At 75.0% G+C, this 21,499-nt stretch carries 23 protein-coding genes; 6 read left to right on the forward strand and 17 right to left on the reverse strand.

Annotation, left to right across the window (positions count from 1 at the left end):
* Positions 1-36 precede the first annotated feature (36 nt).
* Positions 37-546 carry a flavodoxin domain-containing protein gene (locus QNH85_RS04920; protein ID WP_282945057.1) on the reverse strand — a complete coding sequence of 170 codons (510 nt, stop codon included), beginning with the start codon at positions 544-546 and terminating at the stop codon, positions 37-39.
* A 169-nt stretch (positions 547-715) separates the two neighbouring features.
* Here QNH85_RS04920 and QNH85_RS04925 point away from each other — a divergent pair, with 169 nt between their 5' ends.
* Positions 716-1,432, forward strand: a complete 717-nt coding sequence (locus QNH85_RS04925; protein ID WP_282945058.1) for a DUF4191 domain-containing protein — start codon at positions 716-718, stop codon at positions 1,430-1,432.
* Positions 1,433-1,614: 182 nt separating this feature from the next.
* Here the strand turns inward: QNH85_RS04925 and QNH85_RS04930 are convergent, their stop codons facing one another.
* A complete protein-coding gene (locus QNH85_RS04930) occupies positions 1,615-2,112 on the reverse strand; it encodes an RDD family protein (protein WP_282945060.1) in 498 nt (165 codons plus the stop codon).
* A gap of 177 nt (positions 2,113-2,289) precedes the next feature.
* Between QNH85_RS04930 and glnA the strand changes: the two genes are divergently transcribed.
* Positions 2,290-3,714 carry a type I glutamate--ammonia ligase gene (gene glnA / locus QNH85_RS04935; RefSeq protein ID WP_282945061.1) on the forward strand — a complete coding sequence of 475 codons (1,425 nt, stop codon included), beginning with the start codon at positions 2,290-2,292 and terminating at the stop codon, positions 3,712-3,714.
* 132 nt (positions 3,715-3,846) lie between these two features.
* Here the strand turns inward: glnA and QNH85_RS04940 are convergent, their stop codons facing one another.
* Positions 3,847-4,296 carry a MarR family winged helix-turn-helix transcriptional regulator gene (locus QNH85_RS04940; protein ID WP_282945062.1) on the reverse strand — a complete coding sequence of 150 codons (450 nt, stop codon included), beginning with the start codon at positions 4,294-4,296 and terminating at the stop codon, positions 3,847-3,849.
* Between the two features lie 83 nt (positions 4,297-4,379).
* Here QNH85_RS04940 and QNH85_RS04945 point away from each other — a divergent pair, with 83 nt between their 5' ends.
* Positions 4,380-5,123, forward strand: a complete 744-nt coding sequence (locus QNH85_RS04945) for an SDR family oxidoreductase (protein ID WP_282945063.1) — start codon at positions 4,380-4,382, stop codon at positions 5,121-5,123.
* On the opposite strand, the gene QNH85_RS04950 is transcribed toward QNH85_RS04945, so the two are convergent.
* The 6 genes from QNH85_RS04950 to QNH85_RS04975 all read right to left on the reverse strand — a co-directional run bounded on the left by QNH85_RS04950 (position 5,120) and on the right by QNH85_RS04975 (position 12,044).
* Entirely contained in the window at positions 5,120-6,064 is a 945-nt protein-coding gene (locus QNH85_RS04950) for a formylglycine-generating enzyme family protein (protein ID WP_428830360.1), read from the reverse strand. The two genes, QNH85_RS04945 and QNH85_RS04950, sit on opposite strands and share 4 nt — an antisense overlap.
* The gene (locus QNH85_RS04955) at positions 6,061-7,026 is read right to left on the reverse strand and encodes an HAD family hydrolase (protein ID WP_282945065.1); all 966 of its coding nucleotides are present in this window, start codon (positions 7,024-7,026) and stop codon (positions 6,061-6,063) included. Before QNH85_RS04955 ends, QNH85_RS04950 begins: the two co-directional genes overlap by 4 nt.
* On the reverse strand, positions 7,004-8,542 hold the full coding sequence (locus QNH85_RS04960) for an arylsulfatase (RefSeq protein WP_282945067.1): 1,539 nt from the start codon (positions 8,540-8,542) through the stop codon (positions 7,004-7,006). Before QNH85_RS04960 ends, QNH85_RS04955 begins: the two co-directional genes overlap by 23 nt.
* Before the next feature lie 88 nt (positions 8,543-8,630).
* Entirely contained in the window at positions 8,631-9,863 is a 1,233-nt protein-coding gene (locus QNH85_RS04965) for a low temperature requirement protein A (RefSeq protein ID WP_282945068.1), read from the reverse strand.
* Between the two features lie 58 nt (positions 9,864-9,921).
* The gene (locus QNH85_RS04970; RefSeq protein ID WP_282945070.1) at positions 9,922-10,968 is read right to left on the reverse strand and encodes an NAD(P)-dependent alcohol dehydrogenase; all 1,047 of its coding nucleotides are present in this window, start codon (positions 10,966-10,968) and stop codon (positions 9,922-9,924) included.
* 89 nt (positions 10,969-11,057) lie between these two features.
* Entirely contained in the window at positions 11,058-12,044 is a 987-nt protein-coding gene (locus QNH85_RS04975) for an aldo/keto reductase (protein WP_282945072.1), read from the reverse strand.
* A gap of 124 nt (positions 12,045-12,168) precedes the next feature.
* On the opposite strand from QNH85_RS04975, the gene QNH85_RS04980 reads away from it, so the two are divergent.
* Together QNH85_RS04980 and QNH85_RS04985 are read left to right on the forward strand one after the other, a co-directional pair.
* The gene (locus tag QNH85_RS04980) at positions 12,169-14,226 is read left to right on the forward strand and encodes a discoidin domain-containing protein (protein ID WP_282945073.1); all 2,058 of its coding nucleotides are present in this window, start codon (positions 12,169-12,171) and stop codon (positions 14,224-14,226) included.
* Positions 14,227-14,321: 95 nt separating this feature from the next.
* On the forward strand, positions 14,322-14,780 hold the full coding sequence (locus QNH85_RS04985; RefSeq protein WP_282945307.1) for a GAF domain-containing protein: 459 nt from the start codon (positions 14,322-14,324) through the stop codon (positions 14,778-14,780).
* A gap of 203 nt (positions 14,781-14,983) precedes the next feature.
* Here QNH85_RS04985 and QNH85_RS04990 read toward each other — a convergent pair whose 3' ends face one another.
* Genes QNH85_RS04990 through QNH85_RS05005 form a run of 4 tightly spaced genes read right to left on the reverse strand, consistent with a single transcriptional unit; the run spans position 14,984 to position 16,920 of the window.
* The gene (locus tag QNH85_RS04990) at positions 14,984-15,544 is read right to left on the reverse strand and encodes a TetR/AcrR family transcriptional regulator (protein WP_282945074.1); all 561 of its coding nucleotides are present in this window, start codon (positions 15,542-15,544) and stop codon (positions 14,984-14,986) included.
* A 3-nt stretch (positions 15,545-15,547) separates the two neighbouring features.
* On the reverse strand, positions 15,548-16,165 hold the full coding sequence (locus QNH85_RS04995; RefSeq protein ID WP_282945075.1) for a sugar O-acetyltransferase: 618 nt from the start codon (positions 16,163-16,165) through the stop codon (positions 15,548-15,550).
* A gap of 25 nt (positions 16,166-16,190) precedes the next feature.
* Positions 16,191-16,583, reverse strand: a complete 393-nt coding sequence (locus QNH85_RS05000; RefSeq protein WP_282945076.1) for an ATP-binding protein — start codon at positions 16,581-16,583, stop codon at positions 16,191-16,193.
* Positions 16,584-16,626: 43 nt separating this feature from the next.
* Complete coding sequence (locus tag QNH85_RS05005; protein WP_282945078.1) at positions 16,627-16,920, reverse strand: STAS domain-containing protein; 294 nt, start codon at positions 16,918-16,920, stop codon at positions 16,627-16,629.
* A gap of 227 nt (positions 16,921-17,147) precedes the next feature.
* On the opposite strand from QNH85_RS05005, the gene solA reads away from it, so the two are divergent.
* Positions 17,148-18,326 (forward strand): N-methyl-L-tryptophan oxidase, encoded by a 1,179-nt coding sequence (solA, locus tag QNH85_RS05010; protein ID WP_282945080.1) that lies wholly within the window; start codon positions 17,148-17,150, stop codon positions 18,324-18,326.
* A 39-nt stretch (positions 18,327-18,365) separates the two neighbouring features.
* Here solA and QNH85_RS05015 read toward each other — a convergent pair whose 3' ends face one another.
* The 4 genes from QNH85_RS05015 to QNH85_RS05030 all read right to left on the reverse strand — a co-directional run bounded on the left by QNH85_RS05015 (position 18,366) and on the right by QNH85_RS05030 (position 21,462).
* Complete coding sequence (locus QNH85_RS05015) at positions 18,366-19,079, reverse strand: class F sortase (RefSeq protein WP_282945081.1); 714 nt, start codon at positions 19,077-19,079, stop codon at positions 18,366-18,368.
* The gene (locus QNH85_RS05020) at positions 19,076-19,732 is read right to left on the reverse strand and encodes a DUF4142 domain-containing protein (RefSeq protein ID WP_282945083.1); all 657 of its coding nucleotides are present in this window, start codon (positions 19,730-19,732) and stop codon (positions 19,076-19,078) included. The genes QNH85_RS05015 and QNH85_RS05020 overlap by 4 nt, the downstream gene beginning before the upstream one ends.
* 95 nt (positions 19,733-19,827) lie before the next feature.
* Positions 19,828-20,184: a hypothetical protein gene (locus tag QNH85_RS05025; protein ID WP_282945085.1), complete on the reverse strand. Its 357-nt coding sequence runs from the start codon at positions 20,182-20,184 to the stop codon at positions 19,828-19,830.
* A gap of 60 nt (positions 20,185-20,244) precedes the next feature.
* On the reverse strand, positions 20,245-21,462 hold the full coding sequence (locus QNH85_RS05030; RefSeq protein WP_282945087.1) for a glutamate--cysteine ligase: 1,218 nt from the start codon (positions 21,460-21,462) through the stop codon (positions 20,245-20,247).
* Positions 21,463-21,499 lie beyond the last annotated feature (37 nt).

A 21,499-nucleotide genomic window follows, 5' to 3' on the forward strand; every position in this document is an offset into this window, starting at 1 on the left:
CCGGGTCAGCCGGCGCTCGACTCGGCCCCGCTCGACTCAGCCGCGCTCGACCGGGAACGGCCGGGACAGCTCCCGCGCCACCGCGCCCGCCCACTCCTCGACCTCGGCGAAGTCGCGGAAGTCGCCCGCCTCGGCGTCGATCATCGCGGCCAGCGCCCGCTCGGCCAGGCCGAGCTCCTCGCGCCGCAGCCGGCCGCCGAAGCACCGCACCTCGCGCGCGCCGACCCGCCGGGCCACCACGCGGACGTCGTCGGGCTCGGACGCCGGCAGCGGCGGCACCCCGACCGGGCCCGACCAGAACAACCACACCGGCAGCGCCGTGAGCTGCCCGGCGAGCCGGTCGACGAGCTCGCGCAGCGCCGCCGCCAGCCGGCCGGCGTACACGGCCGAGCCGAGCACCACCGCGTCGTAGGCGTCGAGCGCCCGGACCTCGTCCGGGTCCACCTCCGTCACCTCGTGGCCGGCGTCGCGCAGCACGCGCGCGACCGCGGCACCGATCTCCTGCGTCCCGCCGTGCCGCGACGCGACCGTCACCAGGACCCGCATGTCGACCTCCCCCTGCGGCACCCGCCGTCGCCCCGTCGCCACGCCCGCCTGCCGTCCCCCTCAGGCTCAGCCCGGCCGGTGGCGTGCCGCCAGGGACGGAGGTCCCGCCGTGCGCGAACAGCCCCGGGAGGCGCGTCACGACGGCACCCGCCGCCGGTAGACTCGCGCCATGGCCCGTGACAAGACCGCGTCGGCGAGCGCGCCCGCGAAGGTGAAGAAGACCCGGTGGTACCACCAGGTCTGGCAGGCGTACACGATGACCCGCCAGCAGGACCCGGCGGTCACGTGGCTGATCCTCGGGGTGTTCTTCGGCATCGTCGCCGTCGGCCTGCTGCTCGGCCTGGTGTTCTTCACCTGGTGGTACATGCTGCTGCTGAGCATCCCGTTCGCCCTGCTGGGCGCGATGTTCATGCTGACCCGCCGCGCCGAGCGCGCCGCCTACTCGCGCATCGAGGGGCAGCCGGGCGCCGCGTACTCCGCGCTCGGCACGATCCGCCGCGGGTGGACGTTCGCCGAGGAGCCCGTCGCGGTCGCGCCGCGCACCCAGGACCTCGTCTTCCGCGGCGTCGGCCGCCCGGGGATCGTGCTGGTGGGCGAGGGCCCGTCGCACCGCATCGGCAAGCTGCTCGAGTCGGAGCGCAAGCGCACCGCCCGCGTGCTCCAGGGCGTCCCGATCACGCTGATTGAGGTCGGGCGCGAGGAGGGCCAGGTGCCGCTCCCCCAGCTCGCCCGCAAGGTCCAGCGCCTCAAGCCGCAGCTGACCAAGCAGGAGGTCGGCGAGGTCCTCAAGCGCCTGACCGCGCTCGGCGCCGTGAAGATGCCCGTGCCGAAGGGCGTCGACCCGATGCGGGTCCGCCCCGACCGCAAGGGCATGCGCGGCCGCTGACCCGCACGCCCGTCGCACGCAGGACGCGCCCGGCCCCGCGAGGGACCGGGCGCGTCCTGCGTCCCGGGAACAGGTGAGCTCGGGCGCGCCCGGGTCGTCGAGTGGATGGTTCGGACGAACACACCGTCGGCGTGCCGGTCCGGACGTTCCACTCAACGCGATGGTCGAGCGGGTCGAGCGGGTCAGCGGCGGACGATGGCCGTGCCGGCCAGGCGGTCGTGCAGGCCGCGGCCGTCGGCGTCCCACACCACCGCGGGGATCACCAGGCACAGCAGCACGGTGCGGACCAGGGCCTGCAGCGGGCTCGGGGGGACGTCGCGGCCCGGGTCGGGCGCGGGGGCGTCCGGGGCCTCGACGAGCGTCCGGGGCGGGACCACGCGGCGCACCCGGATGCCGAGGACGCGGTGCCCCAGCGTGGTGCCGACCGTCCCGACGAGCAGCAGGTTCTCGACGGCGAAGATCGCCAGCGTGCCGAACGCCTCGGCGTCCGCGGGCAGGAACGCGTACGCGATGAGCTGGCAGACGAACCAGTCGAGGACGAGCGCCAGCACCCGGCGCCCGAGCGGCGCGAGCGCCCCGCGCCCCTCGGCGGGCAGGCCCAGCCGCGTGCCGTGCGCGACCCCCGGCCGCCCGACCGGCGGTCCCTCCAGCCACGACCCGACGTCCTCGCGATCCACCATGCGTCAACGGTAACCGGCGCCCGCGCGGCCGCCCGCCGCCCACGTCACGCGACCGCAACACGACCAGGGGGTCACGTAACACCTCGGAAACAATCGGTACACCGCAGGGAAACTGGGTCCGCCTAGCCTCGCTGGAGGCCCGGCACGGACGGGCACGGCAAACCCGAGGAGCAGCGGATGTTCAGCAAGCCAGAGGAAGTCCTGGCCTTCATCAAGAACGAGGACGTCAAGTTCGTCGACGTCCGGTTCTGCGACCTGCCCGGCGTGATGCAGCACTTCAACGTGCCCGCCGCGACCGTGGACGAGAACTTCTTCGTCGAGGGCCAGATGTTCGACGGGTCCTCGATCCGCGGCTTCCAGGCCATCAACGAGTCCGACATGAAGCTCATCCCGGACGTCACGACGGCCTACCTCGACCCGTTCCGGACCGAGAAGACCCTCTGCCTGAACTTCCACATCGTCGACCCGTACACCGACGAGCCCTACACGCGCGACCCCCGTCAGGTCGCCGCGAAGGCCGAGGCGTACCTGCGCTCGACCGGCATCGCGGACACGGCGTTCTTCGCCCCCGAGGCCGAGTTCTACATCTTCGACGACGTGCGCTTCGAGACGAAGCAGAACAGCTCGTTCTACTCGATCGACTCCATCGAGGCGGCCTGGAACACCGGCCGCGCCGAGGAGGGCGGCAACCTCGGGCACAAGACGCCCTACAAGGGCGGCTACTTCCCCGTCCCGCCGGTCGACCACTTCGCCGACCTGCGCGACAAGATCTCGCTGCAGCTCGACGCCCTGGGCCTGGAGGTCGAGCGCGCGCACCACGAGGTCGGCACCGCCGGCCAGGCGGAGATCAACTACCGCTTCGACTCGCTCGCCAAGTCGGCCGACAAGGTGCAGCTGTTCAAGTACGTCGTGAAGAACGTGGCGCACGCCGAGGGCCGCACCGCGACCTTCATGCCGAAGCCGCTGTTCGGCGACAACGGCTCGGGCATGCACGTCCACCAGTCCCTGTGGAAGGACGGCGAGCCGCTGTTCTTCGACGAGAAGGGCTACGGCGGCCTGTCCGACATGGCCCGCTGGTACATCGGCGGCCTGCTCAAGCACGCGCCGTCGCTGCTGGCCTTCACGAACCCGACGGTGAACTCCTACCACCGCCTGGTCCCCGGCTTCGAGGCCCCGGTCAACCTGGTCTACTCGGCCCGCAACCGGTCCGCGTGCATCCGCGTCCCCGTGACCGGCTCGAACCCGAAGGCCAAGCGCATCGAGTTCCGCGTGCCGGACCCGTCGTCCAACCCGTACCTGGCCTTCGCGGCCATGCTGATGGCGGGCCTCGACGGCATCCAGAACCGCATCGAGCCGCCGGAGCCGGTCGACAAGGACCTGTACGAGCTGCCCCCGGAGGAGCACGCGCTCATCCAGCAGGTCCCCGGCACGCTCGCCGAGGTCCTGGACAACCTGGAGGCGGACCACGACTGGCTGACCGCCGGCAACGTCTTCACGCCGGACCTCATCCAGACCTGGATCGACTACAAGCGGTCCGCGGAGGTCGACCCGATCCGGCTGCGCCCGCACCCGCACGAGTTCGAGCTCTACTACGACGTGTGATCGTCAGGTGTCACGGCTGCTCCCGTAGCGCCTGACCCGCACGACCGGCACCCCCGTCACCCTCGCGGTGGCGGGGGTGCCGCTTTTCGTGCCACGGCTGCGTCGCTCCCCCGCCGTGGGTCTCCGCCCGGCTCAGGCCGACAGGGGCGGGTGGCTGGCGAGGACCTTGCCGAGCAGACCGATGAGCTCCTCGCGCTCCCCGGTCGAGAGGGCGGCCAGCAGCTCGGCCTGGACCGCGTCGGCGTGGCCCTGGATCTCGCCGAGCGTCACCCGGCCCGCCGGCGTGATCGTGACGACGTTCCGCCGCCGGTCCCCGGGGTCGGGCTGCCTGCTCACGGACCCCTGACCCTCGAGCCGGACGACGATGCCGTTGACGTTGTTCCGATCCAGGCCGAGGACGCGCCCGATGTCCGCCTGGCTCAGCGGCCCGTTCTCGTCGAGCGCGGACAGGACCGCGAAGTCCGACCGCACCTCGAGCGGCATCCGCGAGGCGGTCAGGCGCGCCCCGATGGTGGCGAGACGGCCCGCCTGCCAGCTCACGAGGGTCCGCAGTGCCCGGGGCGGTCTCGGCTCGTCGCGCATGCCCCGCAGCATAGCGGTTGGCTAGACCAACGATCTGCGGCTATCGTTGGTCACACCAACATATGCCGAACCGAGGAGCCCCCATGATCCCGAACCGTTCCGTGCACGACCTCTCCGGTCGACGCGTCCTCGTGCCCGGTGGCACCGGCGGCGTCGGGGAGGGCGTCGTCCGCGCCTACCTCGAGGCGGGCGCCGACGTCGTCGTGCCGACCCGTTCCGATGCCCGGGGCGCCGAGCTCCGGACCGCCCTGGGCACCGTCGGGGCGTCCCCGCTGCTGCACCTCCCCACGCACGACTACACGTCCTTCACCGGCGCGGAGGAGCTCGGCCGCGAGATGACCGAGCGGCTCGGCGGCATCGACGACGTCGTCGTCCCCGTCGGCGGGTGGTGGCAGGGCGGCCGGCTGACGGACATCGACGAGGGCGACTGGGCGAGCGCGTTCACGGGGCTCGCCACGGCTCACATGGCGCTGGCGCGGGCGATCGTGCCGCGGCTCAGCGGCGCCGGGGCGTACACCGTGGTCGTCGGGCAGTCCGCGGGGTTCCCCGTGCCCGGCAGCGGGCTGGTCAGCATGGAGCAGGCCGCGGTGCTCATGATGCAGCGGGTCCTCGCCGCGGAGTCGCCGGACCGGCGGATCCACGCCCTCGTGCTCGGCCCCGTCCGGACGCGCTTCGTCGACGGTGACCCGGCCTGGGTGTCGTCCGACCAGGTCGGCGCCACCGCCGTCGCGCTGTCCTTGGCCACCGGCGCGGGCAGCCGCTCCGTCTCCCTGGGGTCGGCCGACGAGGCACGGGCGGCCCTCCACGACCTCGTCCCGGCGGGCTAGCTCCGTAGCACGCAGCGGAACCCGATGTGGCTGGTGCCGGTGTCGACCATCTGCGGCCGCCGCGCGGCGGGCCGGTACCGGCGGCAGTAGCTGTCGGCGCAGAGGAACGACCCGCCCTTGATCACCTTGCGCGGCACGCGGAACTGCGGCTGGCGGGGGTCGTGGCTGTCCTGCTCGTCGGCGCCGCGCGGGTTGTGCGGGATGCAGCACTCGTCGGGCGCGTCGTCGGGGTGGCGGCGGGCGTACCAGTCGGTCGTCCACTCCCAGACGTTGCCGGCCATGTCGTGCAGGCCGTAGCCGTTGGCGGGGAAGCTGCCCACGGGGGCGGTCGTGCCGTAGCCGGGGTCGGCGCGCCAGGGGAAGGCGCCGTGCCAGTAGTTCGCGAACCGCTGGCCGGGCTGCTCGGGCGCGCCGCCCCAGGTGAACGGCTCCCCCGGCAGGCCCCCGCGCGCCGCCGCCTCCCACTCGGCCTCCGTCGGCAGCGACCGGCCCGCCCACGTCGCGTAGGCCTCGGCGTCCTCGTACGCGACGTGCACGACCGGGTGCGCCTGCCTGCGGGCGACGGACGAGCCGGGGCCCTCGGGGCGGCGCCACGACGCGCCGGGGGTCCAGGTCCACCACTGGCTGAGGTGCCGGAGGTCGACGGGGCCGGGCGTGCCGGTGAACACCAGGGAGCCCGGCTGCAGGTTCTCGGGCGGGGCCCCGGGGTAGTCGGCGGGGTCGAGCGGCCGCTCGGCGACCGTGACGTAGCCGGTGTCCCGGACGAACGCCGCGAACCGCGCGGTGGTCACCTGGTGCGTCTCGATCGCGAACGCGTCGAGCCGCACCCGGTGCGCGGGCGCCTCCTCCGGGTAGTGCGCGTCGGAGCCCATGAGGAACGTCTGCGCAGGCACGGCCCGCAGGTCGGACGGCGGGGCGTCCAGCACCAGCTCGCCGGTCACCGCACGCCCTCCGGGAACACGGTCGTCCAGTCGTCCTTCATGCTGACCACCACCCAGCCCCGCTCCGCCGCCACGCCGAGCAGGTCCTCGGCGCCCGCGACGTAGGCGAACTCGCGCTCGTCGTCGTCGTGCAGGACGACCATCCGCAGCGCCGGCCCCGTGCCCGTCCCGGAGAACGTGAGCATCGGCAGGTCGCCGTTGGAGTTCCCGACCGAGAGGATCGGCCGGCGGCCGATGCGGCTCCAGATCCGCACCGGCTTCTCGGGCCCGTCGTCGAAGAAGTCCATCGCGCTCTTGTAGAGCAGCTCGTCCCGCTCGTCGCCCGGCCGGTAGGTCAGGCCGAGCGCGCTGCCGATGACCCGCTCCGGCGGCACCCCGTACAGGTCGCCCGCGACGGGGCGCATGAAGTCCCGGTCCCCGCCGGACGCGATGTAGACGGCGAAGCCGTGCGCCTCCAGGTAGCCGAGCAGCTCGACCATCGGGCCGAACACGCACCCCTGGTACGGCACGCCGAGCGTCGGGTGCTCCGCGGCGGCGAAGAACGCCCGCACCCGCTCGTCGTACTCGTCGACCGTGATGTCCTCGAACGCCTGGGTGACCGCCGCCAGCAGCAGCCCCAGGTCGGCGTCGTCGCCGTGGTAGTGCTTGACCATCGCCGCGCCCAGCCAGTGCAGGTCCTGCGTGGACGCCGCCTGCCACGGCTGCCGCTCGCGCAGCGCCGGGTCGGCCTCCGCCATCTGCGCGAGCCGCCGGACGGTGAAGTCCAGCTGGATCGGCATGGGCTTCTCGCACCACAGCGTGCCGTCGTTGTCGACCACGGCGACGCGGGCGGGCGCCGGCACGTAGTCCGGCCCGCCCTCCCGGGTGACGCGCTCGACGAAGTCGACGACGGCGGACCGCGCCGGCCCGTCCGCCCAGGACCCCAGCTCCCCCGTCGCCTCAGTCCCGGGCGAGGGCGGCATGCAGCTTCTCCACGGCCTGGTCGATCGTGAACGAGGCCGCCGCCTGCCGCGGCGGGAACTCGAGGAACGTCTGCAGGAACGCCGTGGTGATCGCGGTGCCGTAGAGCGCGAAGAAGTCGTGGTCGAGGAACCAGTCCCAGTAGGTGTTCGACGTGACGTCCGCCCGCTCGAACGGGTCCGTGCGCAGGTTGAACAGCTTCGGGACCCGCAGCGGCGTGAACGGCTCGCCCCAGAGCGCCATCGTCCCCGGGGACCGCTGCTCCATGAACACGATCTTCCAGTTGTCGAACCGGATGCCGAGCACGTCGCAGTCGTCGGAGAAGTAGATCAGCCCCCGGCGCGGGCTCTCCTCGACCTCGCCCATCAGGTAGGGCAGCAGGTCCCAGCCGTCGATGTGCGCCCGGAACGTCTTGGCGCCCGCGACGTGGCCCTGCTTGAGCTTCTCGACGATGTCCGGCTCGCCCGCGGCCGACAGGAACGTCGGCAGCCAGTCGTGGTGCTGCACGATCTCGTTCGACACGACGCCCGCCGGGATGCGACCGGGCCAGCGGATCAGCTCCGGGACGCGGAACGCGCCCTCCCAGTTGGTGTTCTTCTCGCTGCGGAACGGCGTGGTCGCGCCGTCCGGCCAGGTGTTGGCGTGCGGGCCGTTGTCGGTGCTGTAGATGACGATCGTGTCCTCGGCGATGCCGAGCTCGTCCACCGCGTCGAGCAGCAGACCGACGTGCCCGTCGTGGTCGATCATCGTGTCGTGGTAGGTCGACTGCCACCGGCCCGCCTGCCCGACGCTCTCCGGCTTCGTGTGCGTCCGCAGATGCATGTGCGTGGTGTTCATCCACACGAAGAACGGGGTGTCGGCCTCGACCTGCCGCCGCATGAAGTCGATCGCCGCGGCCGTCGTGTCGTCGTCGATGGTCTCCATCCGCTTGCGCGTGAGCGGACCGGTGTCCTCGATCCGCTGCTTCCCGACGACGCCGTACTTCGGGTCCTCGGTCGCGTCGTGCTCGTCCGTCGCCCAGGCGTGCAGCACCCCGCGCGGCTCGTAGATCGCGTGCAGCCGCGGGAAGTCCTCCTTCTTCGGGAAGTCCGGCTGCTCCGGGTCCTCCTCGGCGTTCAGGTGGTAGAGGTTCCCGTAGAACTCGTCGAACCCGTGCACCGTCGGCAGGTACCCGTTGAGGTCGCCCAGGTGGTTCTTGCCGAACTGCCCGGTCGCGTACCCCAGCGGCTTCAGCAGCTCCGCGATCGTCGGGTCCTCGGCGGACAGCCCGACGTCGGCGCCCGGCACGCCGACCTTGCTCATGCCCGTCCGGTAGACGCTCTGCCCGGTGATGAACGAGGCGCGCCCGGCGGTGCAGCTCTGCTCGCCGTAGGAGTCGGTGAACCGCATCCCCTCGTCGGCCAGGCGGTCGATGTTCGGCGTGCGGTACCCCATCAGCCCGTCGCTGTAGCAGCTGAGGTTCGTGATCCCGATGTCGTCACCCCAGATCACCAGGATGTTCGGCTTGCCGTCCGGCATGACGCCCTCCTCCGCTGGGTGTGCCGCCAGTCTCACGACGTCCGGCACCCGGTTCCTCACCCGGCGGAGGTGAGATCCCCCCGCGGGCTCACAGGGAGGCGAGCACCCGCTCCTCGTGGCGGTGCCCCACCAGCTCGTACCCGACCACGGTCACCCACGGCGTGAGCGAGACGACCACGAGGCACCACACCAGGGGCGCGCCGGCCACCGCGAGCAGCACCCCGGCCGCCACGACCGCCGCCGACGCCGCGACGAGCACGAGGTGGAACGGGTCGAGGCCGCGGGTGAGCGCGGCGTACAGCGCGTACACGCCCAGCAGGTACACGGAGACCGGGACCGCGACGGTCAGGACGGTGCCGGTGAGCGAGAGCTCGCTGTGCTCCTGGAGGAAGAACGCGGCGGCGTGCAGGCCGCCGCCGACGGCGACGATCGCCCCGAACAGCACGATGTGGCCGTAGCCCCACGAGAACGAGCGCCGGCGCCGCGCGGCCAGCAGCTCGCCGCTCGGCATCACGAAGTACGCCCACCACAGGCCGAACGTCAGCGACGTCCCCGCGAGGCCGAGCAGGGCCGTCTCGGCGGTCCAGCCCTGCTCCTCGATCACGGCGGACAGGGCGAACGTCGTGCCCATCAGCCCCTCGCCCAGCGCGATGATCACGAGCAGCCCGTAGCGCTCGGCGATGTGGTGCGGGTGCCACGGGGTACCGCCGTGCACGCGCTCGGCGACGACCGGCCCCACGAGCTCGAGCAGCACGAGCGGCACCATCAGCGCGAACGTCGTCCCGGTGGGCAGGTCCGTGAGGGCCAGCGCGACCCAGCCGACCTGCGCCGCGAGCAGCGTGGCGATGAACACCGCGACGCTCGGCCGCCGGGCGGGGTCGGCCAGGGCGGCACGGCTCCACTGCAGCACCATCGGCACGCGCATGACGACGTAGCCGAGCACCATCACCCGGTTGTCGATGTGGTCGCCCTCGGCCAGCGACTCGAACATCGGCGTCAGCCCGAGCGCGAGGATCAGGACGCCGACCATCTGCACCATCGTGGTGAGCCGGAACAGCCAGTCGTCGGTGTCGTAGGCGGACGCGAACCAGGTGAAGTTGATCCACGCCCACGACACCGCGAACGTCGCGAAGCAGAACCCGGCGACCGCGGGGCCCACGTGCCCGTCCGCGAGCAGGTGGGCGAGCTCCTCGGCGGTCCGGCCGAACGCGATGACGAACGTGAGGTCGAAGAGCAGCTCGAGCGGCGTGGCGGCCCGGCCGTCCTCGCGCGGGTCCCGGCCGGTCATGCGGGTGCGCAGGGGCGTCACGCTCGGTGGCATGGTCGGAGTGTAGGAGCACGTCACCGCCGCGCGGGACGCCGCGCGGCGGTGACGGGGCTCAGGCGAGCGTCGCGGTGTCGATCACGAAGCGGTAGCGCACGTCGGACGCCAGGACCCGCTCCCAGGCCTCGTTGACCTGGTCCGCGGAGATGACCTCGATCTCGGCGCCGAAGCCGTGCTCCGCGCAGAAGTCGAGCATCTCCTGGGTCTCGGCGATGGACCCGATGGTCGAGCCGGCGAAGGACCGGCGTGCCGGGATCAGGGAGAACGCCTGCACGGGCAGGGGCTGCGGCGGGGCGCCGACCATGACCATCGTGCCGTCGACCGCGAGCAGCGACAGGTACGCGTTGGGGTCGATCTCGGCGCTGACGGTGTTGACGATCAGGTCGAACTCGCCCGCGAGCTGCTCGAAGGTGTCGGGGTCGCTGGTGGCGAAGTAGCGGCGGGCGCCGAGGCGCAGGCCGTCCTCCTGCTTCTTCAGCGACTGCGACAGCACGGTGACGTCCGCGCCCATGGCGTGCGCGATCTTGACGCCCATGTGGCCCAGCCCGCCCATGCCCACGACGGCGACCTTCATCCCGGGGCCGGCGTTCCAGTGGCGCAGCGGGGAGTACGTGGTGATGCCCGCGCACAGCAGCGGCGCGGCCACGTCGAGGTCGAGGGAGTCGGGGATGCGGACGACGAAGCCCTCGGTCACGACGACCTGCTGCGCGTAGCCGCCCTGGGTGACGCTGCCGTCGCGGTCGGTGCTCGCGTAGGTGCCGGTGTTGCCGCGCAGGCAGTACTGCTCCTGGCCCTGCTCGCACTGGACGCACTCGCCGCAGGAGTTGACCATGCAGCCGACGCCGACGCGGTCGCCGACCGCGAACTTCGTGACCTCGGAGCCGACCTCGGCCACGACGCCCGCGATCTCGTGCCCGACGACCAGCGGGTAGGGCACCGGGCCCCACTCGCCGCGGGCGGTGTGGATGTCGGAGTGGCAGATGCCGGCGAACTTGATGTCGATCCGCACGTCGAGCGGGCCGACGTCGCGGCGCTCGATCGTGGTGCGCTCCAGCGGCTGGTCGGCGGCGGTCGCGGCGTAGGCGTTCACGGTGGTGGGCATGCCCCCGATGGTGCCCAGAACGACGGCCCGGGCGCCAGCCGGGTGGGAGGCCCTGGCGGTGCCCCTCAGCCGGACCTGCAGCCGGGCGGCTACCGGTCCAGGTAGCCGAGGTGCTGCTCGCCGTACCGCTCGCCGTGCACGCCCAGGCGCGCGGCCACCGCGTCGAGGTCGGCCACCTCGTCGGCCGACAGCGGCACGGACGTGGCGGCGGCGTTCTCCTCGACGCGCTCGATCCGGCGGGTGCCGGGGATCGGGACGATCCACGGCTGCTGCGCGAGCAGCCACGCGAGCGCCACCTGCGCGGGCGTCGCGCCCTTCGCCCGCGCGAGGCGGGTCACGTGGTCGACGAGCGCCTGGTTGGCGGCCCGGTTCTCGGCGGCGAACCGCGGGATCGTCGCGCGGATGTCACCGGGGGCGAGCTCCGTGGTGGTGCCGACCGTCCCGGTCAGGAACCCCTTGCCGAGCGGGCTGAACGGCACGAACCCGATCCCCAGCTCCGCGAGCGTGGGGAGCACCTCCGCCTCGGGGTCCCGCGTCCACAGGGAGTACTCGCTCTGCACGGCCGTGACGGGGTGCACCGCGTGCGCCCGCCGGATGGTCCCGGCCGACGCCTCCGACAGCCCGAGGTGCCGCACCTTGCCCTCGGCGACGAGCTCGCCGACGGTGCCGGCGACGTCCTCGACCGGCACGTCCGGGTCCACGCGGTGCTGGTAGAAGAGGTCGATGACGTCGGTGCGCAGCCGGCGCAGCGAGGCCTCCGCGACCCGCCGGATCTGCTGCGGGCGGCTGTCGAGCCCGACCGTCCGCCCGTCCTGGATGTCCCAGCCGAACTTGGTGGCGACGACGACCTGGTCGCGGACGGGCTCCAGCGCCTCCCCCACCAGCTCCTCGTTGACGTACGGCCCGTAGACCTCCGCGGTGTCGACGAACGTCACCCCGCGGTCCACCGCGGCGCGCAGCACCCCGATCATGTCCTCGCGGGAGCCGGGGTTGGGGCCGTAGCTCTGCGACATGCCCATCGCGCCGAGGCCGACGGCGGAGACCCGCAGCCCCTGACCGAGCGTCCGTCCGTGCATGGTGCGCCTCTCGTCGCCGGGATGCGGCCACCGTCCCCCGGGCGGGCGCGGCCGTCAAGCCGGCCGGGATTGCCGGGCGACCGGAACCGGTGGAGCGTGACGAGGACCATCCCGAGGAGGGGACATGGCGGGTCCACCACCCCCCGCCCGGCGCGCGGCCGTGCGCCGGCACCCGCGGCTGCTGCTCGCGGGCGTCGTGCTGCTGCTCGCGGCGGTGGGGGTCGCGCTGTGGCTGCGGGCCGCTCCGGACGGTGACCGCCGTGCACCCGACCCGGACCCGCCGCGCCGCGCGGAGGTCTGGACGACGACGGCCGACGGCCGGCTCCGCGTCGAGCGGACCGCCACGGTCGCACCCGCGCCCGCACCCGCCACGGCCGCCGACCCCGGGGCCGCCGCGGACGTCGTCGCGGTCCCGGCCGAGGGGGACGCCACGGGCCAGGAGGTCCGCGGCTTCGGCGCCGCCCTGACGGAGTCCTCCGCCGCCCTGCTCCTGGCGATGGGCGACGACGCCCGCCGCGCGCTGCTCACGGAGCTGTTCGACCCGGCCGGGCCCGTGCGGCTCTCCGTGCTGCGCGTGCCGCTCGGGGGCTCCGACTTCGTGGTGGAGGGCGCGCGCACCTACGACGACCTGCCGGCGGGCGCGACGGACCCGGACCTCGAGCGGTTCAGCACCGCGCCGGACGAGCCCGTGCGGTCGCTGCTCCGCGAGATCCGCGGGCTGGCGCCCGACCTCGTCGTCGTCGCGTCGCCGTGGAGCCCGCCCGCGTGGCTCAAGGACTCCGGCGCCCTGGCCGGCGGCCGGCTGCTCGACGACGACGCCGCGTACCGGACCTACGCCGCCTACCTGGTCCGGGCGCTGGAGGAGTACGCGGCGGCCGGGGTCCCGGTCGACGCCCTGACCGTCCAGAACGAGCCGCAGGCCCGCCACCCCGACGGGTACCCGGGGACGGACATGCCGGTCGAGGACCAGGTGCGGCTGATCCGGGAGCTCGGGCCGGCGCTCGACGCCGCGGGGCTGGACCCCGAGATCCTGGCCTTCGACCACAACTGGGCGCTGCACCCCGCCGACGCCGCGTCGACGCCGGACGGCCGCGACCCCGAGGCCGACTACGCCGTGCAGGTGCTGCGCAGCGACGCCGCGCCCTGGGTCGGCGGGGTCGCGTTCCACTGCTACTCCGGGGACGCGTCCGCGCAGGCCGCGGTCCTCGACGAACGCCCGGACGCCGACATCTGGATCACGGAGTGCTCCGGGTCCCACGCCCCCGGCGCGGCGCCCGAGCAGGTGTTCGCGGACACGCTCGGCTGGCAGGGGCGGCACCTGCTCGTGGAGGGGCTGGGGTACGGCGCGTCCACCGTCCTCACCTGGAACCTGGCCCTCGACCCGGGCGGCGGCCCGCACGTCGGCGGCTGCGGGACGTGCACCGGGGTGGTCACGGTCGACGGCGACGCGGTCACGCGGAACGCCGAGCTCGACGTGCTCGCGCACGCGTCGCGGTTCCTGCCGGCCGGCTCGGTGCGTGCCGGCCCGGCGGGTGCCGGCGCGGAGACCCTCGGCCCGGCCACGGAGGGCGAGGGCTCCGTCGCCCAGGTCGCCTTCCGGACGCCCGACGGCGCGGTCGTCGTGCTGCTCCAGCACGACGGCGACCGCGACCGGGACGTCGTGGTCGCGGACGCCGGGGACCGGTTCGCCGTGACCCTCCTCGCGCGGTCGCTCACCACGGTGGTGCTGGATGACGACCCCGGTGCGACGGCGACCGCACCCGCGGGGGCCCTCCTCGCCGAGGTCGACCTGGCCGGTGTCGCGGCGACGGCGGAGCCCGCGGCACCGCTCGACCCGTGCTGCACCCAAGACGTCGCGGCGCGCGCGACCGACGGCGACCCGGCGACGCGCTGGAGCTCGGGCCGGCCCCAGCGGCCAGGCGACCGGCTGGACGTGGACCTCGGCCGCGCTGTCGCGGTGCGCGCCGTGGTGCTGGACGCGGGAGGCGGCGACTGGCCCCGCGGCTACGCGGTCGAGGTCAGCTCCGACGGCTCCACGTGGTCCGAGGCGGTCGTCCGCAGCGGCGCGGGTGCGGTCGCGGCCGCCTCGCTCGACGGCGCGCCGGTCCGGCACCTGCGCGTGCGCCTGACCGAGGACGCCGCGCCGTGGTGGAGCGTCGCCGAGCTGCGCGTGTACGAGTGAGCGCGCCGCTCGGGCTCGGTGGCGACCCGGGCGCGCCGCTGCGAGACTCGGGCCGTCCACGGGGCGCTGCGCGGGAGGTCGGTCACGTGTCGGACATGCCGGAGCGGGACGAGGCGTACGCCTTCCTCGACGACTACGCCCGCGCGGCCGCCGCACGCGTGGCCGCCCCCACCGAGTGCAGCATCATCGTGCGGGAGACCTCGGTCCTGCGGTACGCGGCGAGCTCCGCGGCCGCCGCCGGGACGTGCGACCGGGTGGAGGTCGCCACGGGTGAGGGCCCGTGCGTCCTGGCGATCGAGCAGCTGCGGGGCGAGCTCGTGCCCGACACCCGCGCCGAGGAGCGCTGGCCCGCGTGGCGCGAGGCGGCGACGCGCCACGGCTTCCTGTCGTCGGCCGCCCTGCCGGCGCTGGTGGACGACACCGTGACGCTCGCGCTGAACCTGTACTCCCCCGACGTCGACCCGTGGGACGGCGCGGTCCTGGTCACGTTGGACGGCTACGCCCAGGAGATCGCCGAGGCCGTCCGGGTGCGCGGGCCGCACCGGGCGCGGTAGCGGTCCGGGCGGGAACAACCGGGCGACGCCGTGCATTGAGGAGGGTGCCGCGCCGGTTCATGACCCCCGGGCTCAACCTCCATCCGCTCCGAGCGGACTCGCGCCGTGAGGCGTCTGCCGGTGGCGGCACCGACGGGCGGCGGGAGCGATCCCGCCGCCCTTCGTCGTGCCTGTCCATGTCCCGGCGCCGGTCACCCCGCACGTCACGGCCCCGCCGAGCCCGCCGCGACGAGCGCGCGCACCGCCTCGCGCGTCAGCTCCCGGTCCGACGGCTCCCGGTCGAGCGCGCGGTGCAGGACGAGGCCCTCGATCAGCGCGTCGACCTGCCGGGCCGTCCGCGCCGGGAGGTGCCGCTCCAGCTCGTGCCGGCTGCGCTCCATCCAGGCCGTCGTCAGGGCCCGGTACCGCGGGTCCCGGGCGGCGAGCACGTACAGCTCGACGGTGAGGACCAGGTCCCGCTGCTGCGACGGGTCCGAGAGCGCGTGCACCAGGTCCACCACGGCCTCGACGGCCCCGTCGGCGTCCCGCGCGGCGCCGAGCCGCGCCTCGAACGTCGCGGCGACCCGCTCCGCGAACCGGGTGAAGGCCTCCTGCAGCAGCTCGTCCATGCTGGCGAAGTGGTACGTCATCGACCCCAGCGGCACGTCGGCCCGCTCGGCGATCCTGCGGTGCGAGATCCCGGCCACACCGACCTCGGCGACCAGGTCGAGCGTGACGTCCACCAGCCGGTCCCGGCGGCCGGGGTCGGTGCGGCGCGCGCGCACCGGTCAGACGCTGCGCACGACGCGGGCCGGGTTGCCCACCGCGACGCTGTTCGGCGGGATGTCCCGGGTGACGACCGCGCCGGCCCCCACCACGCTGTTCTCCCCGATGGTCACGCCCGGGCACACGATGACGCCGCCGCCGAGCCACACGTTGTCCTCGATCACGATCGGCTTCGCGGCCTCGAGCTTGTCGCGCCGGGGCTGCGGCTCGACGGGGTGGGTCGGCGTGAGCAGCTGGACGTGCGGGCCGATCTGGCAGTCCGCGCCGATGCTGATGGGGGCGACGTCGAGCGCCGTCAGCCCCATGTTGACGAACGTCCGGGGGCCGATGGTGATGCGGTCGCCGTAGTCGACGTGCACCGGCGCCCGCACGAACGCCGTCGGGTCCATGCTGCCGAACAGCTCGCGCGCGGCCTGCTGCCCGGCCTCCGGGTCCTCGTCGTAGGCGGCGCGGAACCGCGCGGCGAGCCGCACCGCCCGCTTCTGCGCCTCGGCGATCGCGGGGTCGTCGGAGATGTAGAGGTCTCCGGCGAGCATGCGCTCGCAGCTCGTGCGGGGGTCGCCGGCGAAGTAGTCGGCGGGGGTGGTCACGGGCGTGGTCGCCGGAGCGTCGTCGGTCATGCGGACGAGCGTACACATCGGCCCGTCACGGGCTGATCGAGAACCACACGACCTTGCCGCCCGCCCGGTCCGGCCGCCAGCCCCACGCGTGGCTGAGCGACTCGACGATGCGCATGCCGTGCCCCCCGGGCAGCCCGGCACGACCGGCGCGGACCTCGGGCGGCCGCACGTCGCCGTCGGCGACCTCGACGACCAGGCGGCCGCCGCGCGTGGTCACGCCGACCGTCACGTGCGGCGTGCTCCCGGCGTGCCGCACCGCGTTCGTGACGACCTCGCTGGTCATGAGCTCCAGGTGCTCCAGCGGCTCACCGGTCACGCCGGCGGCCCGCGCCCGGGCGAGCACCCACGCCCGCGCGGGCCCGACCGACGACGGCGCGGCGACGAATCGTCGCGTCAGGCCGCCGCCGCGAGTGGTCACCACCGCACGATAGACGCCGCCCGGGCCGGGCGCCGGAGGGCGGTCAGTCGTCGCCCGTGTCCCGCAGGTCGAGGACGCTGTCGACCCCGGTCAGCCGCAGCACGGACAGCGGCGAGCCGTGCGCACCCCGCACGCGCAGCCGGTCGGGGCGCAGCCGGGGCGCCAGGGCGACCACCAGGGCGAGCACCGAGGAGTCCATGAACGTCGCCTCGCTCATGTCGACCTCCCGCACGCCGGCGGTCGCCAGCGCGCCGCCGAGGGACTCCTCCGCGACGCCGAGCCGGCCCGCGAGCTCCGCGACGGTCACCACGTCGGCGTCGCCGGCGAGCCGGAGCACGTCCGGCTGCGCGGGGTCGATCCACGCGCGTCCCCGCGGGCGGGGCGTCGGCGGGGTGGTGCGGGGGGCACCGCGCCAGTATGTGCCGCCGCGCGCGGTTTGCCCCGTCGGCCCGCCGCACGACGCGGCCCGGTTTCCTCCGGCCGGTCCGCGGACGCCCCGCCGGCCGGAGGTGCCGCGCGTGGCAGGGTGGGCGCGCCCCACCGACGCGCCGCCCCGGAGGACCCGTGACCCGCACCTACTCGCACATCGTGATCGGCGCCGGCGCCGTCGGGTCCGCCGCGGCGCACTGGCTGGCGCGGCGCGGGGCCGCCCGGGCGCTCGTGCTCGAGCAGTTCGACCTGGTGAACGCGCTCGGGTCGTCCGGCGACCACTCCCGGATCATCCGCCGGTCGTACCACCGCGCCGAGTACGCGCGGCTGACGGACGCCATGTTCGAGACCTGGGCGCAGGTCGAGCGCGACTCCGGGCTCCGGGTGTACACCCGCACCGGCGGGCTCGACCTGGCACCGCCGGCGGACGGGGGGTCCGCGCGCCTCGACCCGTTCCGCACGGCGATGGACGCGGCCGGCATCGGGTACGAGGACCTCACGACCGGCGAGCTGCGCGCCCGGTACCCCCAGTGGGTCGTCCCGGACGGCACCGCGGCGCTCTACCAGGAGGACGGCGGCATCATCGACATCCGCCGCTCGGTCTCCGCGCACACGGCGCTCGCGATGGCCGCCGGCGTGGACTTCCTGCCGCACACCCGCGTCACCGGGGTCGACGTCCGGGACGGCTCGGTCGCCGTCCGCACGACCGCCGGGACGTTCGAGGCGGGCGGGCTCGTCGTCGCCGCGGCGTCCTGGCTGGGCGACCTCATGCCGGACCTCGGGCTGACGTACCGGCTCACCCTGTCGCAGGAGCAGGTCGACTACGTCGCCTCCCGCCGGCTCGGGGCGTTCGCGCCGGACCGGTTCCCGATCTGGGTCTGGCACGGCGCGGACGTCATGTACGGCTTCCCCGTGTACGGGGAGGCCGCCGTGAAGGTGGCCCGCGACATGCGCGGCGAGCTCATCACGAGCGACGGCCGCCGCCACGAGCCGGTCGCGGACGAGACCGCGCGCTCCCTGCGGTTCCTCGAGGCGCACCTGCCGGACGCGGCCGGGCCCTCGTTCGTCGCGCGGACGTGCGTGTACGACATGCCGCCGGACCGCGAGTTCGTCCTCGACACGGTGCCCGGCCACCCGCACGTCGCGGTGTTCAACGGCGCCGGCCACGCGGGCAAGTTCGCGAGCCTGGTCGGCTCGGTGCTGGCCGATCTGCTGACGGCCGGGGCCACGCCGCACGACATCGCGGCGTTCGGGCTGGCACGGCCGGCGGTCGTCGACCCGGACCACGTCCCGCAGTTCGACCTGCACGCCTGAGCCGCGGCGGGCGGGGCCGGGGCCGGCCGGGCGGGGCGGTCACACGGGGACCGCGACCACCACGACGTTCTCGGCGTAGCGCCCGGTCGCGGCGTCGAACGCGCCGCCGCAGGTGACGAGCACCAGCCGGGGAGGACCGTCGACGCGGAACAGGTCCGCCGGCAGCCCCTCGGACTTGTCGTACGACCGCCGCTCGGCCACGGCGAACCGCAGGGTCGACCCGTCGGCGGTGATGACCTCGACGACCGTGCCCGGCGGCACGCGGAGCACCCGGGACATCGGCCCGGCCCCGGTGCCGGCGGCGTCGACGTGCGCGGCGAGCACGGTGGAGCCCTGCGTCGCGCCGGGGACCGCGCCGCTCGACCACCACCCGGCCACCCGCGGGTCGGGCGGCACCTCCAGAGCGCCGGACGGCTCGACCCCGACGGGGACGACGTCCGCCGCGACGTCCGCCTCGGGGACGGCGAGGTGGACCGGGGCGGCCACAGCCGTCGCCGGCGGTGGCGCGGGCGGCGCCGGCACGCCGGCGGGCGGCGCGGCAGGCGTGGCGGCGGCAGGCGCGGCGGGGCCAGGCGCGGCAGGGGCCGGCGCGGCCGCGACGCTGCCGTCGGGCGCCGCCGCGGTGCCGCCCACGTCGGCCACGTCCAGCACCGGCGGCTGCTGCAGCAGCACCGCCCCGGCGGTCGCGGCGACCAGCCCCGCGGCGCCGAGCACCGCCGGGACCAGCCGCCGCACGCGCTCCCGTGCGGTCACGCGCGCACGCGCCGCCGCAGCACCACGGCACCGGCCACGGCGACCAGCAGCACGCCGGCACCCACGAGCGCCGCTCCGGCCGCCTGCGAGGACGAGGCCGCCTGCCCGCCGGTGCCCGCGGGGACCGAGGTCGGCACGCCGAGCTCCTGCGCCGTGGCGAGCAGCCCGTCGAGGTGGCCCTGCACGACCGGCGCCGACGCGGCGGCGAGGTCCTTGACCGCCTGCTCGGTGCCCTGCGCGAGCTCCTGCTGGCCGGCGGCGAGCGTCGCCCGGTGGCCGGCGATCTGCGACTGCACCCACGCGCGGTCGAACGCCTCCCCGGACTGCGCCGTGACGGCGGCGAGCGCCTGCTGCTGCTCGGGGCTCGGGGTGGCCGGGAGCGTCACGCCCAGCTGCTGCGCGACGGGGGTCAGGGCGGCGTCCAGGCGGGTGTGGTCGTCGATCAGCATCTGACCGTGCATGCGGACGTCCTCGGTCGTCGCCTGCTGCACGGCGGCCTGCCCGGCGGCGATCTCCGCGAGGTTGCTCTGGTGCGCGGCGACGAGCCACGCCTGGTCCTGCTCGGACGGTGCGGCAGCGGCCGGGCCGGCCGCGAGCGCGAGGGCACCCACGGCGGAGGCGAGCAGCACGGCGGTACGGCGGAGGAAGGTCATGGTGGGGCTCCTCGGGCGACGTCGTCGTCGCGGTCCGTGCGCTCGAGCCGCTCACCCATGATGCGAACCGCGGCGGCGGCGCGCATCCGGGGGCGTCACTGCTCCGTGGCGTCCCAGTCGGTCAGCACCACGGCCGCCGCGAGCGCCGCGGAGGTCGCGAGCCACAGCGCCCGGGCCCGCGGGTCCTTCGCGATGCCCGTGACGAGCGGCAGCGCCAGGTACAGCGGGTCGGAGGCGAGGTCGATGACGCGGTGCGTGCGCCACGGGATCACGCGGCGCACCCCGAGCGGGCTGTCCGTCAGGGCGTTGACGACCGTGGCGACGGCGCCGAAGCCCCCGAAGAACGCCTTCGCACCCCGGCCGAGGCCGAGCAGGTGCGGGGCGGTCAGGAGCGTCGCGCCGATGCCGTAGTCGAGCGCGGAGTGCAGGGTGGGCGAGAGCGGTTTCGTCATGCGTCCAGGCTCACCCCGCGCCCGGGACGCCGCCACCGGCCGGCTGCGGCGCGGCGGCGGTCACTCCGCGGCGCGGCGCACCATCTCGGCGAGGTCCCCCGTGCGGGCGACCTCGGCGCGCTGCCATGTGGCGCCCGTGCCGCGCGCGAGGACACGCTCGAGCCGGCGCTCGACGGGCGCCTCGTCGCCGGACCACGCCAGCGCGGTCGCCACGTGCTCGAGCAGCGTCTCGACGGCCACCGCCGCGGGCACCGGGCGGCCGTCGCGCGGGTGCAGGAGCTCGCCCTCCACGCCCGACCGGCTGGCCCGCCACGCCGCGAGCCGCAGCACGGAGGTGTCGACGTCGGCGGCCGGGATCCCGGCACGCCACTCGCGCGCGGCGGTGTCGACCAGCGCCCGGGTGAGGGCGGCGACCAGCACCGTGTCGGCCGGGTCGAGGCAGACGTCGGCGACCCGCACCTCGATGGTCGGGTACCGGTGCGAGAGCCGCGCGTCGCCGTAGAACATGCCCTCGTCGAGCAGCACCCCGGTGTCGAGGAACCGCCGCAGCCGTGCGCGGTAGCCGTCGACGGACCCGTACAGGTCGGCCGGCCCGGTGGTGGGCCAGCGGCCCCACGCCTGCGTGCGGTAGCCGGCGTACCCGGTGTCCTGCCCGTCGAAGAACGGCGAGTTGACCGCGAGCGCCGACAGCACGGGCAGCCACGGCCGGATGCGGTCGAGCACGGCCACGCCCTCGTCGGGCGACTCCACCGCGACGTGCACGTGGCAGCCGCAGGTCAGCTGCTGCGCGCAGGTGACGCCGAACCGGTCCTGGATCGCGACGTACCGCTCCGTGGGGGTCAGCGACGGGTGCACGGGCAGCGGCGAGGTGGCCAGGGCGGCCACCAGCGCGCCGGCCTGCGCCGCGGCGGAGGCCGCGCGGGCCCGCAGGTCGATCAGGTCCTCCTCGATGTCGGCCATCGCGGTGCGCGGAGGGGTGGCCGTCTCGACCTGCTCCTGCTGCAGCTCGGAGGTGAGCACCGGGATGCCGCCGTCCGACTCCCCCGCCGCGGCGAGCACCGCGCCGGCGACCGGGGCGGCGCGCCCGGTCCGGGGGTCGACGAGCAGGAGCTCCTCCTCCACGCCGACGGTGCGCAGCGCGGGCGGCGGGGCCGTGGCCGCCGGCGACGACGCCGCGCCGGCGGCGGGGGTCGCCGGCAGGGGCAGCACGCCCGGGACACCGTCGAGGCACGGGTCGGCCAGTCGGACGGTGGGCGACGTGATGGGCAGCAGGTCCATGGGTGCTCCTCGCGAGCGGGGACCGCGTCGGCGCGGC

Origin of the sequence: Cellulomonas endometrii (assembly GCF_949769265.1) — a bacterium.
GTDB lineage: Bacteria > Actinomycetota > Actinomycetes > Actinomycetales > Cellulomonadaceae > Cellulomonas > Cellulomonas endometrii.

Excerpts from the sequence above, each read along its gene's own strand:
- QNH85_RS04955 (WP_282945065.1), bottom strand. The coding sequence starts at position 7,026 with ATGCCGCCCTCGCCCGGGACTGAGGCGACGGGGGAGCTGGGGTCCTGG.
- QNH85_RS04940 (WP_282945062.1), bottom strand. The coding sequence starts at position 4,296 with ATGCGCGACGAGCCGAGACCGCCCCGGGCACTGCGGACCCTCGTGAGC.
- QNH85_RS04970 (WP_282945070.1), bottom strand. The coding sequence starts at position 10,968 with ATGCCCACCACCGTGAACGCCTACGCCGCGACCGCCGCCGACCAGCCG.
- QNH85_RS04975 (WP_282945072.1), bottom strand. The coding sequence starts at position 12,044 with ATGCACGGACGGACGCTCGGTCAGGGGCTGCGGGTCTCCGCCGTCGGC.
- QNH85_RS04980 (WP_282945073.1), top strand. The coding sequence starts at position 12,169 with ATGGCGGGTCCACCACCCCCCGCCCGGCGCGCGGCCGTGCGCCGGCAC.
- QNH85_RS04920 (WP_282945057.1), bottom strand. The coding sequence starts at position 546 with ATGCGGGTCCTGGTGACGGTCGCGTCGCGGCACGGCGGGACGCAGGAG.
- QNH85_RS04925 (WP_282945058.1), top strand. The coding sequence starts at position 716 with ATGGCCCGTGACAAGACCGCGTCGGCGAGCGCGCCCGCGAAGGTGAAG.
- QNH85_RS04945 (WP_282945063.1), top strand. The coding sequence starts at position 4,380 with ATGATCCCGAACCGTTCCGTGCACGACCTCTCCGGTCGACGCGTCCTC.
- QNH85_RS05020 (WP_282945083.1), bottom strand. The coding sequence starts at position 19,732 with ATGACCTTCCTCCGCCGTACCGCCGTGCTGCTCGCCTCCGCCGTGGGT.
- QNH85_RS04960 (WP_282945067.1), bottom strand. The coding sequence starts at position 8,542 with ATGCCGGACGGCAAGCCGAACATCCTGGTGATCTGGGGTGACGACATC.
- QNH85_RS05025 (WP_282945085.1), bottom strand. The coding sequence starts at position 20,184 with ATGACGAAACCGCTCTCGCCCACCCTGCACTCCGCGCTCGACTACGGC.
- QNH85_RS04965 (WP_282945068.1), bottom strand. The coding sequence starts at position 9,863 with ATGCCACCGAGCGTGACGCCCCTGCGCACCCGCATGACCGGCCGGGAC.
- QNH85_RS04930 (WP_282945060.1), bottom strand. The coding sequence starts at position 2,112 with ATGGTGGATCGCGAGGACGTCGGGTCGTGGCTGGAGGGACCGCCGGTC.
- glnA (WP_282945061.1), top strand. The coding sequence starts at position 2,290 with ATGTTCAGCAAGCCAGAGGAAGTCCTGGCCTTCATCAAGAACGAGGAC.
- QNH85_RS05030 (WP_282945087.1), bottom strand. The coding sequence starts at position 21,462 with ATGGACCTGCTGCCCATCACGTCGCCCACCGTCCGACTGGCCGACCCG.
- QNH85_RS04985 (WP_282945307.1), top strand. The coding sequence starts at position 14,322 with ATGCCGGAGCGGGACGAGGCGTACGCCTTCCTCGACGACTACGCCCGC.
- QNH85_RS04995 (WP_282945075.1), bottom strand. The coding sequence starts at position 16,165 with ATGACCGACGACGCTCCGGCGACCACGCCCGTGACCACCCCCGCCGAC.